General features: G+C 65.9%; 16 protein-coding genes, 1 tRNA gene and 1 pseudogene. 11 read left to right on the top strand and 7 right to left on the bottom strand.

Going from position 1 to position 14,487, the window contains the following annotated elements; all coding sequences use genetic code 11:
• Positions 1 to 362 precede the first annotated feature (362 nt).
• A tRNA-Leu gene (locus OKW30_RS06140) sits at positions 363 to 447 on the bottom strand.
• 144 nt (positions 448 to 591) lie between these two features.
• Between OKW30_RS06140 and OKW30_RS06135 the strand changes: the two genes are divergently transcribed.
• The 8 genes from OKW30_RS06135 (at position 592) to OKW30_RS06100 (ending at position 8,282) form a co-directional block, all read left to right on the top strand.
• A complete protein-coding gene (locus tag OKW30_RS06135; RefSeq protein WP_184071023.1) occupies positions 592 to 1,686 on the top strand; it encodes a LacI family DNA-binding transcriptional regulator in 1,095 nt (364 codons plus the stop codon).
• Between the two features lie 84 nt (positions 1,687 to 1,770).
• On the top strand, positions 1,771 to 2,853 hold the full coding sequence (locus tag OKW30_RS06130) for an ABC transporter substrate-binding protein (protein WP_184071025.1): 1,083 nt from the start codon (positions 1,771 to 1,773) through the stop codon (positions 2,851 to 2,853).
• Complete coding sequence (locus OKW30_RS06125; protein WP_187626599.1) at positions 2,850 to 3,674, top strand: ABC transporter permease; 825 nt, start codon at positions 2,850 to 2,852, stop codon at positions 3,672 to 3,674. Before OKW30_RS06130 ends, OKW30_RS06125 begins: the two co-directional genes overlap by 4 nt.
• Before the next feature lie 50 nt (positions 3,675 to 3,724).
• On the top strand, positions 3,725 to 4,639 hold the full coding sequence (locus OKW30_RS06120; RefSeq protein WP_184071028.1) for an ABC transporter permease: 915 nt from the start codon (positions 3,725 to 3,727) through the stop codon (positions 4,637 to 4,639).
• A complete protein-coding gene (locus tag OKW30_RS06115; protein ID WP_429346259.1) occupies positions 4,636 to 5,682 on the top strand; it encodes an ABC transporter ATP-binding protein in 1,047 nt (348 codons plus the stop codon). Before OKW30_RS06120 ends, OKW30_RS06115 begins: the two co-directional genes overlap by 4 nt.
• Positions 5,683 to 5,739: 57 nt before the next feature.
• Positions 5,740 to 6,564: a phosphodiesterase gene (locus OKW30_RS06110; protein ID WP_184071032.1), complete on the top strand. Its 825-nt coding sequence runs from the start codon at positions 5,740 to 5,742 to the stop codon at positions 6,562 to 6,564.
• Positions 6,565 to 6,705: 141 nt separating this feature from the next.
• Positions 6,706 to 7,905 carry an MFS transporter gene (locus OKW30_RS06105; protein WP_184022067.1) on the top strand — a complete coding sequence of 400 codons (1,200 nt, stop codon included), beginning with the start codon at positions 6,706 to 6,708 and terminating at the stop codon, positions 7,903 to 7,905.
• Positions 7,906 to 7,928: 23 nt separating this feature from the next.
• Entirely contained in the window at positions 7,929 to 8,282 is a 354-nt protein-coding gene (locus OKW30_RS06100) for a DUF1493 family protein (protein ID WP_429346258.1), read from the top strand.
• Between the two features lie 23 nt (positions 8,283 to 8,305).
• Here the strand turns inward: OKW30_RS06100 and OKW30_RS06095 are convergent, their stop codons facing one another.
• The 5 genes from OKW30_RS06095 to OKW30_RS06075 form a co-directional block, all read right to left on the bottom strand.
• The gene (locus tag OKW30_RS06095; protein ID WP_018421103.1) at positions 8,306 to 8,737 is read right to left on the bottom strand and encodes a response regulator; all 432 of its coding nucleotides are present in this window, start codon (positions 8,735 to 8,737) and stop codon (positions 8,306 to 8,308) included.
• A gap of 20 nt (positions 8,738 to 8,757) precedes the next feature.
• Positions 8,758 to 9,390, bottom strand: coding sequence for a response regulator (locus OKW30_RS06090; RefSeq protein ID WP_187626596.1), 633 nt, complete (start codon positions 9,388 to 9,390; stop codon positions 8,758 to 8,760).
• A gap of 162 nt (positions 9,391 to 9,552) precedes the next feature.
• Positions 9,553 to 10,098, bottom strand: coding sequence for a ferritin-like domain-containing protein (locus OKW30_RS06085; RefSeq protein ID WP_429346257.1), 546 nt, complete (start codon positions 10,096 to 10,098; stop codon positions 9,553 to 9,555).
• A 208-nt stretch (positions 10,099 to 10,306) separates the two neighbouring features.
• On the bottom strand, positions 10,307 to 10,468 hold the full coding sequence (locus tag OKW30_RS06080) for a DUF1328 domain-containing protein (protein ID WP_006052455.1): 162 nt from the start codon (positions 10,466 to 10,468) through the stop codon (positions 10,307 to 10,309).
• Positions 10,469 to 10,561: 93 nt separating this feature from the next.
• Positions 10,562 to 10,738, bottom strand: coding sequence for a DUF1328 family protein (locus tag OKW30_RS06075; protein WP_090805380.1), 177 nt, complete (start codon positions 10,736 to 10,738; stop codon positions 10,562 to 10,564).
• Between the two features lie 24 nt (positions 10,739 to 10,762).
• Here OKW30_RS06075 and OKW30_RS06070 point away from each other — a divergent pair, with 24 nt between their 5' ends.
• From OKW30_RS06070 to fadH, 3 genes and pseudogenes are all read left to right on the top strand, one after another.
• Complete coding sequence (locus tag OKW30_RS06070) at positions 10,763 to 12,418, top strand: sensor histidine kinase (protein WP_429346256.1); 1,656 nt, start codon at positions 10,763 to 10,765, stop codon at positions 12,416 to 12,418.
• A 230-nt stretch (positions 12,419 to 12,648) separates the two neighbouring features.
• A complete protein-coding gene (locus tag OKW30_RS06065; protein ID WP_184022056.1) occupies positions 12,649 to 12,786 on the top strand; it encodes an entericidin A/B family lipoprotein in 138 nt (45 codons plus the stop codon).
• Between the two features lie 96 nt (positions 12,787 to 12,882).
• Positions 12,883 to 13,308 (top strand): annotated as a pseudogene (gene fadH, locus OKW30_RS06060) (NADPH-dependent 2,4-dienoyl-CoA reductase); the annotation flags it as partial.
• Positions 13,309 to 13,344: 36 nt separating this feature from the next.
• On the opposite strand, the gene OKW30_RS06055 reads toward fadH, so the two are convergent.
• Entirely contained in the window at positions 13,345 to 14,274 is a 930-nt protein-coding gene (locus OKW30_RS06055) for an EamA family transporter (RefSeq protein WP_184071038.1), read from the bottom strand.
• Between the last annotated feature and the right edge of the window lie 213 nt (positions 14,275 to 14,487).

Genomic DNA, 14,487 nt, shown 5'->3' with positions numbered 1-14,487 from the left:
AAATTGAACCGAGCAACCGTACCGGCCATGCAATCATGGTTAGGCAAACAGGACCGGCAAAGCTATTCTACGAACGGTTGAGATAGTCCCCGCATAGGTGTTGGGAACTCATACGTGGGTATATCCCATGGGCTGCGAGAGGCAGTGGATGGCAGCCGATGCCCGCAGTCGGAATAAGGACTCGCGCGACGTTCAAAGGAGGAATGGACGGGCGATGCCAATTCTCGATAAACATGACGAAACGGTATGCCGCATCATGAACATATGATGCATTTCGTCGGAATACGCCGGAAACAAAAAACCCGCCATGCTTACGCTATAGCGGGTTTCAAGGTTTCTTCGGAACTACAGGGACCACTAGATGGTGCCGGGGACCGGACTTGAACCGGCAAGCCCGAAGGCGGCGGATTTTAAGTCCGCTATGTTTACCAATTTCATCACCCCGGCAAAGGTGGCAATCGCGCGTGGTCGCGAATTCTACCATCGCCTCGCGGCAGCCCCAAAAAAGCGCCCGACACCCGCATTCATCCCAAAGTCACAAACGTTGCCGATAATCCGCTCACGAAAACGATTACAGCGGGCCGAAAACCGATGACGCCGACGATCAAGGATGTCGCCGCCCACGCGGGCTTTTCCATCGCCACGGTATCGCGCGCGATCAACGCGCCGCACACCGTGAACCCCGTCACGCTCGACAAGGTACGTCAGTCGATCGACGCGCTGAACTTCCGCCCGAGCCCGCTCGGCCGGCAATTGCGCGGCGAGCGCACGCGCCTCGTCGGTGTCGTTCTGCCGACGCTCGCGAACCCGGTGTTCGCCGAATGCCTGCAAGGCATCGACGATCTCGCGTCAGCGCAAGGCTATCGGCTGATGCTGATGACCACGCAGTACGACGTGGACCGTGAACGTCACGCAATCGAAACGCTGCGCGAGCATCGCGTCGAAGGACTGATCCTGACCGTCGCCGATGCCGACACCCATCCGCTGCTCGACGAACTCGACCGCGACGGCCTGCTATACGTGCTGATGCACAACGACACGGTGCGCCGCCCGTCGGTGTCGGTCGACAATCGCCTCGCCGCCTACGACGGCGTGCGCCGGCTCATCGCGCACGGCCATCGCCGCATCCTGATGCTGGCCGGCTCGTTCGCGGCCTCGGATCGCGCGCGTCAGCGGCATCTCGGCTACACGCAGGCGATGCAGCAGGCCGGCCTCACGGCCGCGCCCGCGCTCGAAGTCGATTTCAACGCCGACGAACTCGCGCCGTCCGTGCTCGCGCACCTGACGCACGGCGCAAACCGTCCGACCGCCCTCTTCTGCAGCAACGATCTGCTCGCGATGGTCGTGATGCGCGGCCTGCGCCGCGCGCGTCTGAGGATTCCGCAGGACATGTCGATTCTCGGCTTCGACGGCCTCGCAATGGGCGAACTGCTGTCGCCGGCGCTCGCGAGCATCTGCGCGCCGAATCGCGAAATCGGCTGTGCGGCGTGGCAGCGCCTGCTCGCACGCATCGGCGGCGCGCGCGACGAGCGCGCGTTCTGCGCAACCTCGCGCGCGTTGACGCTGCCGCATAGCTTGCGCGAAGGCGCGACGATCGCGGCGCTCGGCTCGCACGCGAATCTCGACGGAGCGTCGCCGACCCACGTCCCGAGCGCTGCGGCCGCCACCGAAAAGCCGCTCGCATAAGAAGCCCAATGAAGGCACGCGCATACGCGCGCCCTAGCTGTCATCCCCAACCCTCGCAACCCATCCGACACAGGGAGACCCGCAGTGCCCCGCTCAACCTCACGCTTCGCATCCTCGCTCATACCGCTGTGGCAGAAACTCTCGCGCGCCGCCGCGACCGCACTGCCGGCGAGCCTGCTCGTCGCCGGCGCGGCGCTCGTCGCGCTCGCGCCGCAAGCCGCGCGCGCCGACGAAACCGCGATCTGCTACAACTGCCCGCCCGAATGGGCCGACTGGGCGAGCCAGATCAAGGCGATCCAGCAAAAGACCGGCATTCGCGTGCCGTTCGACAACAAGAACTCAGGACAATCGATCGCGCAGCTGATGGCCGAGCAGAAAAGTCCGGTCGCCGACGTCGTGTATCTCGGCGTCTCGTCGGCGTTCCAGGCCAAGGACAAGGGCTTGATCCGGCCGTACAAGCCCGCGCACTGGGACGACATTCCCGCCGGCCTGAAAGACCCGCAAGGCTACTGGTTCACGATCCACTCGGGCACGCTCGGCTTCTTCGTCAACAAGGACGCGCTCGAAGGCAAGCCGGTGCCGCGCTCGTGGGCCGATCTGCTGAAGCCCGAATACAAAGGCATGATCGGTTATCTCGATCCGTCGAGCGCATTCGTCGGCTATGCGGGCGCGGTCGCGGTGAACCAGGCGCTCGGCGGCACGCTCGACAACTTCGAGCCGGGTCTCGACTGGTTCAGAAAGCTCAAGGCGAACGCGCCGATCGTGCCGAAGCAAACCGCGTACGCGCGCGTGCTGTCCGGCGAAATTCCGATCCTGCTCGACTACGACTTCGACGCGTACCGCGCGAAGTACAAGGATCACGCGAACGTCGAGTTCGTGATTCCGAAGGAAGGCACGATCTCGGTGCCGTACGTGATGAGCCTCGTGAAAGGCGCGCCGCACGAAGCGAACGGCAAGAAGGTGCTCGATTTCGTACTGTCCGACGAAGGCCAGAAGCTGTGGGCGCAGGCGTATCTGCGGCCGGTGCGCGCGAGCGCGATGAGCGCCGAGACGGCTGCGCAGTTCCTGCCCGCGAGCGAATACGCGCGCGCGAAGCCGGTCGACTTCGCGAAGATGGCCGACAAGCAGTCGAGCTTCGGCGAGCGCTATCTGCAGGTGATGCATTGAACGAAGTCACGTTCCCGCTGCGCTGGCGCATCGCGTTGCTCGCGCCCGCGCTCGCGGTCTTCATCGCGTTCTGGCTGCTGCCGATGGTCGCGCTCGCGCAGCTCTCCGGCGGCGGCCATGCGTTCGCGACGTATCGCGCAATGCTGACGAATGCGCGTTACATGTCGAGCCTTGGCGCGACCGTCGTGCTGGCGGCGGCGGTCACGGCGGCCACGCTGGTGCTGTCGGTGATCGCGGGGCTGCTGCTCGCGCGTCGAGAGTTCGCCGGCAAGCGCACGCTGCTCGCGCTGCTGACGTTTCCGCTCGCGTTTCCGGGTGTCGTCGTGGGCTTCATGGTCATCATGCTGGCGGGACGTCAAGGGTTGATCGGCGCGCTGTCGCTGAAACTCGCGGGCGATCGCTGGGTGTTCGCGTATTCGATGAGCGGCCTGTTTCTGGGCTATCTGTACTTCTCGATTCCGCGCGTGATCGTCACCGTGATGGCTTCGGCGACCAAGCTCGATGCATCGCTCGAAGAGGCCGCGCGCTCGCTCGGCGCATCGCCGTGGCGCATCATGCGCGACATCGTGTTGCCGGCGCTGTCGCCCGGACTGATCGCGGCGGGCGCCGTGTGCTTCGCGACCGCGATGGGCGCGTTCGGCACGGCGTTCACGCTCGCCACCGACATCGACGTGCTGCCGATGACCATCTATACCGCGTTCACGCTGAACGCGAACATGGTGACGGCCGCGGGCCTGTCGATCGTGCTGGGCATCGTCACGTGGGCAGTGCTGGCGATCGCGCGCAGCGCGAGCGGTTCGGGCGTGGCGGCGAGCGCGTGAACGGCGCGTCGCCGGAGCCGCGCGTTCGCGCACGCAACGACTACCTACCTATGAACTCAATCACCGCCCCTTCGCCGTCTTCGCAACCGGCAGCGGGACCGCGCGCGCGACGCGCGTGGCCTGCCACGCGAACATGGCTCGCCGCGGGTCAATGGTTCGTCACACTACTGCTGTGCGCGTTCCTGATCGTGCCGGTCGTCATGTCGATCGTCGCGGGGCTGACGGTCAACTACTTCAAGGGCGTGTCGAGCGGACTCACGCTGCGCTGGCTCGTCGAAGTGTGGACCCAGTATCACGACTCGGTGTGGCTGTCGCTCGAAGTGGCCGCGGCGACGCTCGTCGTCACGCTGCTGACCGGCGTGCCCGCGGGCTATGTGCTCGCGCGCAGCAAGACGCGCTTCGCACGCATCGTCGAAGAGTTTCTGGTGCTGCCGATCGCGCTGCCCGGCCTCGCATCGGCACTCGCGCTGCTGGTGATCTACGGCGGCTTCACGGCGTTTCGGATGAGCGCGGCGTTCATCGTCGTCGGGCATGTGGTGTTCACGCTGCCGTTCATGGTGCGCGCGGTCGCGGCGGTCTGCGCGAGCAGCGATCTGCGCACGCTCGAAGAAGGCGCGGCGAGCCTCGGCGCGAGCTTCTTCACGCGCTTCGTCACGATCGTGCTGCCGAACGCGCGGCCAGGCATCGTCGCGGGCGCGCTCGCGGTGCTCACGCTGTCGATCGGCGAATTCAACCTCACGTGGATGCTGCACACGCCCGACACGAAGACGCTGCCGGTCGGCCTCGCCGACACCTACGCGTCGATGCGCATCGAGATCGGCAGCGCGTACACGATCCTGTTCTTCATCATGACGATGCCGCTGCTCGTCGCGATGCAATGGCTCGGCGTCGATGCGACCGGCCAGCGCAGCGCGTCGAAGAAGCGCGGCGCCGCCTCTTCCGCGAAGCCCATCGACACACCATGAAACTGACCTCGGTTCCCATCACGCTCACGCAGTGCGCCAAAACGTTTCGCGGCACGCGCGTGCTCGAACCGCTCGACCTGACGATCGGCGCGGGCGAAACCCTCGTGCTGCTCGGACCGTCGGGCTGCGGCAAGACGACGACGCTGCGCCTGATCGCGGGCCTCGAAACACCTGACGCGGGCGGCCGCATCGCATTCGGCGACGACGACGTGACCACGCTGCCGATCGAAAAACGCGCGGTCGGCATGGTGTTCCAGAGCTACGCGCTGTTTCCGAACCTGACCGTGCGCGGCAACATCGGCTACGGTCTGAAGATCAAACGCGTGCCGGCCGCAGTCGCGCGACAACGCGTCGACGAACTGCTCGGCATGATGCGGCTCATCGCGCACGCCGACAAACCGATCGATCAACTGTCGGGCGGCCAGCGTCAACGTGTGGCGCTCGCGCGCGCACTCGCGGTGCAGCCGCGCGTGCTGCTGCTCGACGAACCGCTGACCGCGCTCGACGCGCGTCTGCGCGACGCATTGCGCAGCGAGATGAACGCGCTGTTGCGCGAACTCGGCATCACGACCGTCTACGTGACGCACGATCAGGCCGAAGCGATGGAGCTCGGCGATCGCATCGTCGTGATGAGCGCGGGACGCATCGAGCAGATCGGTTCGCCGCGCGACATCTACTATCGTCCGGCCAATCGCACGGTCGCGCAGTTCGTCGGCACGATCAACCGTGTCACGGGCGAGCCCCGCGACGGCATGCTCGCGACGAGCGGCGGCGCCGTGCCGTTGCCCGCGCATGCGTCGAACGCACGCGGCGCGCACGAAATCTTCTTTCGCCCCGAGGATGCCCGGCTCACCGACCCCGCGCTCGCGCAGCTGCGCGGCCAGATCGAAAGCACCGCGTTCCTCGGCGAACGCACGCGGCTGACGATTGGCGGTGCCGCGCCCGAGCCGCTCTTCGTCGACGTCGCGGGCCGCATCGAGCTTGCGCGCGGCACGCCGGTCGGCATCTCGATCGAACCGGACGCACTGATTGCGCTATCGTAGGTAAAAACAGCGCCGCATCCTGGCGCCCGACACGAAGCAACCCGAAGGACCTCTGTCATGCTGCTGGCTCAAATTAGCGACCTGCATATCAAGCAACCCGGCGCACTCGCGTATCGCCGCGTCGATACCGCCCCCTACCTCGCGCGCTGCGTCGACGCGCTCAACGCGCTCACCCCGCGCCCCGACGCGGTGCTGATCACCGGCGACCTCGTCGATCAGGGCGACCCCCAGCAGTACGCGCGCCTGAAAACACTGCTCGCGCCGCTCGCGATCCCCTACTTCCTGATGGTCGGCAATCACGACGAACGCAACGCGCTGCGCGCGGCGTTTCCCGAGCGCGAGGAATTGCTGAGCGGCGGCGAGTTCGTGCAGTACGCGCTCGACGTCGGCCCGCTGCGCGTGATCGCGCTCGATTCGCTGGTGCCCGGTTCGAGCGCCGGCATGCTGTGCGACACGCGGCTCGCGTGGCTCGAGCGGCAGCTCGATGCGGCGCGCGGCAAGCCGGTCGTGGTCGCGCTGCATCACCCGCCGTTCGCGTGCGGCATCGGGCACATGGACGAGATCCGGCTCGACCGGGCGGCGTCGCACAAGCTCGCGGCGTTGATCGCTCAGCATCCCAACGTCGAGCGCGTGCTCTGCGGGCACGTGCATCGGTCGATGTTCGTGCGCTTCGGCGGCACGATCGCGAGCGCGATTCCAGCGCCCGCGCACCAGGTGGCGCTCGATTTTCGCGAGGACGGACCGTCGGCGTTCGTGATGGAACCGCCCGCGTATGCGCTCCATTACTACGATCCGGCGACGGGCATCGTCACGCATCATGCGTATGTCGACGCGGCCGACGGCCCGTATCCGTTCTACGACGCTGGCGCGTTGATCGACTGAACCGCCGGACACACTTCGCAACCGCCTGATATTGGATGCGCGGGCGAGCCTCGCGCGGCCGTCAGCACGAACCCCGCCGCTCCGGTATGATCGGCACGCTTGAGGACCGCGCATGGGCCGGTCCGTCGATCCGCCCCTGTCATGTCCACTTCCGACGCTTCCACTTCCGCTTCCTCCGCCCGGTCGCTGCGCGGCGTGTTGCTGCTGCTCGCGACGATCGCCGGTGTCTCGGTCGCAAACATCTATTTCAACCAGCCGCTGCTCGATAACTTCCGCCAGTCGTTTCCGGGCAGCGCGTCATGGGTCGGCGCGGTGCCGGCCGTCACGCAGCTCGGCTACGCCGCCGGCATGCTGTTGCTCGCGCCGCTCGGCGATCGCTTCGACCGGCGTCTGCTGATCCTGCTGCAGATCGCCGGCATGTGCGTCGCGCTCGTGATTGCGGCGTCGGCACCGACGCTCGCGGTGCTGATCGTCACGAGTCTCGCGATCGGCGTGCTCGCGACGATCGCGCAACAGGCGGTGCCGTTCGCGGCCGAACTCGCGCCGCCGTCCGAGCGCGGCCACGCGGTCGGCACCGTGATGAGCGGCCTGCTGCTCGGCATCCTGCTCGCCCGCACCGCGGCGGGCATCGTCGCCGAATACTTCGGCTGGCGCGCGGTGTTTGGCGCATCCGTCGTCGCGCTGCTCGCACTCGCGGTCGTCATCATTTTGCGTTTGCCGAAGAGTCAGCCGACCTCGACGTTGCCGTACGGCAAGCTGCTCGTGTCGATGTGGCACCTGGTCACCGAGCATCGCGCGCTGCGCGAGGCATCGCTGACCGGTGCGGCGTTGTTCGGCGCGTTCAGCATTTTCTGGTCGGTGCTCGCGCTGCTGCTCGCGGGCGCGCCGTTTCATCTCGGGCCGCAGGCGGCAGGGCTGTTCGGTATCGTCGGCGCGGCCGGCGCGCTGGCCGCGCCGCTCGCCGGCAAGTTCGCCGACCGGCGTGGACCGCGCGCGATCATCACCGTGTCGCTCGTGCTGGTCGTGATCGCGTTCGTGATCTTCGGTGCGTCGGCGAAGAGCATCGCGGGACTCGTGGTCGGCGTGATCATTCTCGACATCGGCGTGCAGGCCGCGCAGATTTCGAATCAGTCGCGCATCTACGCCTTGAAGCCCGATGCGCGCAGCCGCGTGAATACCGTGTACATGGTCGCGTATTTCATCGGCGGGGCGCTGGGCTCGGGTGTCGGCGCGATCGTGTGGCCGGTGTTCGGGTGGGTCGGCGTGACGATCGCGGGGATCGCGTTTGCCGGGCTCGGCGCGTGGAATCATTTGCGGTTGCCGGCGCGGGCTGGGCATTGATATCAGCCGGAGGATCGTCTGTAATGAACGACACGTGGCTCGATCTCGCTCGGTTCATCCGCGAAATGCGCACTCCCGCCGGGCTGCCTCTCGACGACAAGCTGACCCGTGACATGGATCTGTATCACGATCTGGATTGGGAGCCGGCGAAAATCGTCGAGGTGATGCACGCATGGGCTGACCGCTTCCACGTGGACCTGCGCGATTTCGACGTCGCTTACCACGTTCCATCCGCCAACATGCGAAAGCGCGACATCGTCGTGGCCGCGTTGAAGTCCCCGTTCAGTTCCAGCGCGCGAGAATTGCTCGGCGGACGTTCGCTTACCCTTGGGATGCTCGAAGAAGCGATGAAGCGCGGAGTGTGGAAACAGGACTAGAAACGCCAACTACGGCCGAGTCGTTACACCCCGCCACCCCTCCCCAACGCATACTCATGCAGCGCATCGAGCACGCGATCGAACTCGAACGATTTGTCGTAAAAGTGCCGCACGCCATACTGCTCGCAGCGCTCGCGGTACGCGGGCAACGCGTGATTGGTCAGCACCGCCGCGAACATCGAATCGATCAGCCCCTCGCGCTGCAGATACGCGAGCACCGGCACGCCCGAGCCCTGCTTCAGCTGCAAATCGACGATCACCGCGTCGAACGCTTCGTCGCCGAGCAGCGCGATCGCCTGATCGGCGGAATCGGCATAAGCGGCCACGCGCAGCAGGCCCGACGCATCGATCGCCTCCACGAGGCTGCGGCGGATCAGCGGCGAATCCTCGATCAGCAGCACGCGCAACGGCGCGCGGCTGGCTGACTCGGTAGCGGGGTTCGGTTCGCTGTTCATCGGGATATCTCGATCGTCCGTCATTCGATCAGGCCATTCTTGATCGCGTAATACGTGAGGTCCGCGTTGTTCGCGAGACGCATCTTCTCGAGCACCCGCGCGCGATACGTGCTCACCGTTTTGACCGACAGATGCAGCTCTTCGGCAATCTCGGTCGGCAACTGGCCGGCCGCGAGCTTGCAGAAGATCTGGAATTCGCGCTCCGACAGCGCTTCATGCGGACGCCCGGCGGCAGGCTTGTCGAGATTGTCGGCAAGCGCGTCGGCGACCGCCTCCGACAGATAGCGATGCCCGCGCGCGACCGAGCGGATCGCGCGCACGATTTCTTCCGGCTCGCAGTCCTTGTTCAGATAGCCGTTCGCGCCCGCGCGCAGCAGATTGATCGCGTACTGGCTCTCGGGATAGCCCGATAGAATCAGCACGCCCTGCTCGGGACGCACCTGCTTGATCACACGCAACGTGTCGATGCCGTTCTTGTCAGGCATCGCGATGTCGAGCAGCACGACGTCGAATGCCTGCTCGCGCACGAGGCAGATCGCTTCCTCGCCGGTGGCAGCCTCGGCGGCGACGCACATGTCCGGCTCGTCGGCGACGAACTGTCTGAAACCACCTCGAACGATCGCATGATCGTCAGCTATCAGCACTCGAATCATCGGTTGGGTTCCGTGCAAAGGGAGTCGCTCCGATGCGGACATGGTAATGATCCGGGGCCGCGGCCGGACGCGGAATGCGAGGGCGGCTTCGCACCGCAGCTGCCGGCATTCCCGAGTTCGCCCGCGACCCGGTCCTTCGACGCTTCCTTGTCGCCTGGGGCGCTACTCGCGCCCCGCGAGCAGATCCGCCATATCGTCGGCATGCTCTTCTTCGACCGCGAGAATCTCCTCGAATAGCCGGCGCGTGGTCACGTCCTTCTCGCCGAGATACCGTACGATCTCGCGGTACGTGTCGATCGCGATGCGCTCCGCGATCAGGTTCTCGCGAATCATGTCGGTCAGATCGGCGCCTTCCTTGTATTCCGAATGCGCGCGTGCCTTGATGCCGTCCGGCGCGAAATCCGGTTCGCCGCCAAGCTGCACGATGCGCTCGGCGATGCGATCGGCGTGCTCCTGCTCCTCGGTTGCGTGCTCGGCAAATTCCTTCGCGACCGCTTCGGAATTGATGCCCTTCGCCATGAAGTAATGGCGCTTGTAGCGCAGCGTGCAGACGATCTCGGTGGCGAGCGCGTCGTTGAGCAGCTTGAGCACCGTCTCGCGATTCGCGCCATAGCTCTGCGTGACCGGACCATCCGACATATGCTTGCGCGCGTCCTCGCGGATCTTCTTGATGTCCATCACGAACGTGTCGCCAGATTGCTTCGCCATCGAACTTCTCCTTTATCCGGTATTGGCTGAATCGCGCATCAGCACGAATCGCGCCTGATGCGCCCAGGGTGGAATGACGGCGCGCTTCGAACGCGGGCGCCTCAATCGGGGATTCAAACGCCGCGCGTTCACGCGCCTTGTTGACTACCTGTTCCTACATTGCGTACTTCGCTGCCTACCTCATGTTGCGTGCATCCGGCTCGCGCGGCTAGGTTCGAAACACGCCGAGCAGCAACGTGACCACGAACACGACGAGAAAGATGTAGAACAGGATCTTCGCGATTTCGGCCGCGCCGGCCGCGATGCCGGTAAAGCCGAATACGGCTGCGATGATCGCAATCACGAAGAAGACGATGGCATAGTGAAGCATGGCATTTCTCCCTTTTGTTGGCCTTCCAATCGACTACCAGCAAATCGCTCGCCTGCTGTGAGGGCGCGGCTTGCCGCCACCGCGATGGCCGCGCTAATCGATCATTTTCTTCGTCACGACGAAGCCCAGCACGAGGAACACCACGCACAGCACGACAAAGACGAAGAACAGGAACTTCGCGATCGCCGCCGCGCCGGCCGCGATGCCGGTGAAGCCGAGAAGACCGGCGATCACCGCGACGATCGCGAAGAACAGTGCCCACTTCAACATGATGGCTTCCTCCCGAAACATTGCATGAACGATCGGGTCCATGCTATCGATGCGCGGCGCCGCGCGCATTCCGACGCTCGCCGTTTTTCGTGTGAGAATCCGCTTACATTGGATTACGACGACATTACGCGCGCGGCTTCGCGCGATGCCGGAGTCGATGCCGGTGTCGATGCCCTCTTTCTGGAGCCGAAAGTGTCGAATCTGCAGAACCCGCCGGAACAACCTGGCGCGCGCGCCACGGCGCGGCTCGCCGAGTGGATGCGCAATCGCAGCTGGGCGATCGCGATGACGGTGGCGATCGTGATCACGGTGGGAGGCCTCGTGATTCTGGAGACCGCGCGTCAGCGCATCACCGCCGAGTATGAGACCGCGCTTGAAGCGCGCGACGTCACCGTGCGACTGAGCACACTCGCGAGCGATCTGTCGCGCCTCACCGCGCAACAAAACCAGTTTCTTCTGACGAAGGACGACGCATCCGCCCACGCGTTCTGCGCGAGCGCCGCGCGCATCCGCGACACCACCCAGCAGTTGGACCACTTCTATCGCGGCGGCCGCGCGGACAGCGCGGAACTCGCGAGCTTCACGCAGATTCTCGCGCTGATCGACGCGCGCATCGGCGCGGGCGCCGCCGCGATGCAGCACGCCGCGCCGCATCCGCTCGATCTCGGCGCATGCGGGAGGGCAAGCGACGTCAACCCGGCGGACGCGTCGTTGATCGACAGTACGCTCGCGCTGCTGCGCGACAACGAGGAGCGCCGCGCTCAGCACGCGCTGGCCGCGAGCCGCGCCGACCAGCGGCTCTCGACGCTGTGCGCGGCGGGTCTGTCGGCGCTGAACATCGTGCTGTTCATTCTGCTGTTTCGCAATCTCGGCATCCAGATCGACCGGCAGGCGCGCGCGCAGCGTCAGTTGATCACGCAGCAGGAGGAACTCGACCAGCTCGTCAACGAGCGCACGCGGCAGCTCGAAGCGCTCGGCTGGCATCTGCAGGCGGTCAGCGAAAACGAAAAGACCCAGCTCGCGCGCGAGTTGCACGACGAGCTCGGCGCGATTCTGACCGCATGCCGGATGGACGTCGCATGGGCGCGCCGCAAGCTGAAGGACAGCGAGCCGGACATCGCCGACAAGCTGCAGCGCGCGCTCGCCAATCTCGACCAGGGCATCGCGTTGAAGCGGCGCATCATCGAGGACATGCGGCCGACCGTGCTGGCCAATTTCGGGCTCGTTACCGCGCTGCGCACGCTCGCCGACGAAGCCGCGCAGCGCAACAACTGGACGCTCGAGCTGCACCTGCCCGCCGACGATATCCAGCTCGACGAGCAGACCGAAATCGCGCTGTTTCGGGTCGCGCAGGAATCGCTGACGAACGCCGCCAAGTACGCGCGGGCCTCGAAGGTCGGCATCGCATTGCGGGTCGGCGACGGCGAGGTCGCGCTGCATATCGCGGACAACGGCGTCGGCATCATGCCGGCCGACCTGAAGCGCACACATACGCACGGCCTGCTCGGCATGCGTCAGCGCGTAGCCGCGCATGGCGGGCGCTTCGACATCCGCCGTGGCGCGCAAAACGGCACCGACATCGACGTCGTGATGCCGAGCGCGAGCGCCGCGACGCCTTCGGTCGATCAGCCGCTGACCTCGCCGGCCACGCCGCCCACTTCGTCGCAAAGCCCCGTCTGACAGATGCTCGTCGCAGCGCCCCCAAGCCGTTGTAGGAGTGCGCCGACGCAAACACCGGAGCACGCCTACGACAAAATCGCGGCACGGCCGACAGCGCCGCCCCCCGCCCTTTTTTTACCATGCAATCAGACCGGTTCGAAACCGGTTCGAAACCGGATCGAGACCTGATCGACTGGCATGGCCCCGGTCGGACGACATCAACCGATGCATTCTCGACAAGGAGAAGTTTCATGACTCGACTGATCGCTTTGCTTGTGCTCGCAGGAACTGCCATGCTTGTCACCGGCTGCAACACGATGGCGGGCGCCGGCGAAGATATTTCGAAGGGCGGCCACGCCATCACGAACGAGGCGGAAAAGGCGAAATAAGCCGGCACATGGCAGCAGGATTTGCAAAGCCCGTCGCGGGATGCCGCTGCGGGCTTTTTTTTCGTGAATGATTGCGTGCTGGCTGGCACTCGACGCGACGCGTTGGTGCGCGAGCGCGGCGGCCTGAAGCCGCCTGTTGCCGCGCAACCGGTGCGGCAGATCTGGCTATTGCAGCACACGGCCGGCAAGCTCGGCGCGGGCCTCGGCAAGACGTCGGGCTGGGTGCGTCGCGCGACGCTCGCGCGCAACGGGGTGCAAATGCTCGGCGGCGTCGAGTATCGGGAGATCAGCGCGCGCGGTCTCAGAATCGCGCGAGACGGTGCCGACGCATGGCTCGACGTCGATACGATCGTCGTGTGCGCGGGGCAGGAGTCGTTGCGCGAGCTGTTGCCGTCGACGGTCGATCGCAACCACGGCAGCGGCGGCCCGCGTTTTCATGTGATCGGCGGCGCGAAGCTCGCGACCGGGCTCGATGCGAAGCGCGCGATCCGCGAGGGCGCGGAGCTGGCGGCAAGGCTTTGACAGCGGGCGCGCGGTTCGACGAGAACCGCGCCGCTATCAGGCGCTGCGCTTCTTCCGGTAATCGAACCAGAAAGACAGGCCGACGCTGATCAGAATCACGATCGTCGCGATTACCGTCGAGCGGGTGACCGGCTCGCCGAGCAGCAGCGCGCCCAGCGCGACCGCGACGACCGGATTCACGTACATGCAGCTGCTCGCGATGATCGGGCTCGTGTGGCGAATCAGATAACCGTAGGCGACGTACGCCGCCATCGTCCCAATCAACATCAGATACAGGAACGCGACGAGAGGCAGCAAATGCAGCTCGAGCATCCGCTCGCCCGACGCCCACGCGACCAGCGTCGACATCGCGCCGCCGAGGCCGATCTGCAGCGAGGTCGACAGAAACAGGTCCGACGGCAGCTTCAGCTGCCCGGCCAGATGCGCGCCGCCGGCCCAGAACAGCGCGCCGCACAGAATCGCGAGACTGCCGCCCGTCGAGCCCGGCGTGCTGTCGCCGTGACTCAGAATCACGATGCCGGCGAGCCCCAGCCCGACCGCGAACCATTCGCCGCGGCCGATCTTGCGTCCGGCGACGGCCGCGATCACGGTCGCGAACAGCGGCACGGTCGCGACCATCACGGCCGCGGTGCCGGTGCCGACCGTGCGCATGCCGTAGGCGAGCATGCCGCTCGACAGACCCACCAGCATGGTGCCGACGAGGCCCGCGTTGCGGATTTCGGCGAAGCTCGGCCAGATCGGCTTGCGGCGCGCGGCGAACACGAACAGACCGATGCCGGCGAACAGGTTGCGCAAGCCCGACATCAGCAGCGGCGGGAACGAGCCGAGCGCGACGTGCACGCCGAGGTACGTCGAGCCCCACACCAGATAAACGACGGCAAGCGCGAGCGCGATCCGCCCGTTGCGCGACTGCGGCAGACGCAGCGGCCATCCGCGCGGAGAAAAAGCTGAACGTTGCAGCGACATGCTTCAGTCCGCCGTCGCCACTCGACCCGCGCGATGCGCTCGATGCCCGCGAGGCGCCGAGCCTGCGTCGATACCTTTCGGGCGGGATGGCGGGCACCGCATCGGCGATGCGGTCGGACGGGCGAGGCTGGCGGACATGTCGGTGGAACGGTAAGACGATGGGCGGCGCCGGAAGCGCCAGAAACGGCGGTGGCGGCGGCGCCGGTCAAAACG

This window comes from Paraburkholderia sp. Clong3 (genome assembly GCF_050436485.1).
Taxonomy (GTDB): Bacteria; Pseudomonadota; Gammaproteobacteria; order Burkholderiales; family Burkholderiaceae; genus Paraburkholderia; species Paraburkholderia tuberum.
The sequence above is the reverse complement of the archived record's forward strand: the minus strand, read 5'-3'. Positions and strand labels throughout refer to the sequence as shown.

Bases quoted from the DNA above. Each gene is read 5' to 3' on its own strand.
- OKW30_RS06075 (WP_090805380.1), bottom strand. From the start codon at position 10,738: ATGTTGAAGTGGGCACTGTTCTTCGCGATCGTCGCGGTGATCGCCGGT.
- OKW30_RS06115 (WP_429346259.1), top strand. From the start codon at position 4,636: ATGAAACTGACCTCGGTTCCCATCACGCTCACGCAGTGCGCCAAAACG.
- OKW30_RS06120 (WP_184071028.1), top strand. From the start codon at position 3,725: ATGAACTCAATCACCGCCCCTTCGCCGTCTTCGCAACCGGCAGCGGGA.
- OKW30_RS06105 (WP_184022067.1), top strand. From the start codon at position 6,706: ATGTCCACTTCCGACGCTTCCACTTCCGCTTCCTCCGCCCGGTCGCTG.
- OKW30_RS06090 (WP_187626596.1), bottom strand. From the start codon at position 9,390: ATGATTCGAGTGCTGATAGCTGACGATCATGCGATCGTTCGAGGTGGT.
- OKW30_RS06080 (WP_006052455.1), bottom strand. From the start codon at position 10,468: ATGCTTCACTATGCCATCGTCTTCTTCGTGATTGCGATCATCGCAGCC.
- OKW30_RS06070 (WP_429346256.1), top strand. From the start codon at position 10,763: ATGAACGATCGGGTCCATGCTATCGATGCGCGGCGCCGCGCGCATTCC.
- OKW30_RS06065 (WP_184022056.1), top strand. From the start codon at position 12,649: ATGACTCGACTGATCGCTTTGCTTGTGCTCGCAGGAACTGCCATGCTT.
- OKW30_RS06095 (WP_018421103.1), bottom strand. From the start codon at position 8,737: ATGAACAGCGAACCGAACCCCGCTACCGAGTCAGCCAGCCGCGCGCCG.
- OKW30_RS06135 (WP_184071023.1), top strand. From the start codon at position 592: ATGACGCCGACGATCAAGGATGTCGCCGCCCACGCGGGCTTTTCCATC.
- OKW30_RS06100 (WP_429346258.1), top strand. From the start codon at position 7,929: ATGAACGACACGTGGCTCGATCTCGCTCGGTTCATCCGCGAAATGCGC.
- OKW30_RS06110 (WP_184071032.1), top strand. From the start codon at position 5,740: ATGCTGCTGGCTCAAATTAGCGACCTGCATATCAAGCAACCCGGCGCA.
- OKW30_RS06085 (WP_429346257.1), bottom strand. From the start codon at position 10,098: ATGGCGAAGCAATCTGGCGACACGTTCGTGATGGACATCAAGAAGATC.
- OKW30_RS06055 (WP_184071038.1), bottom strand. From the start codon at position 14,274: ATGTCGCTGCAACGTTCAGCTTTTTCTCCGCGCGGATGGCCGCTGCGT.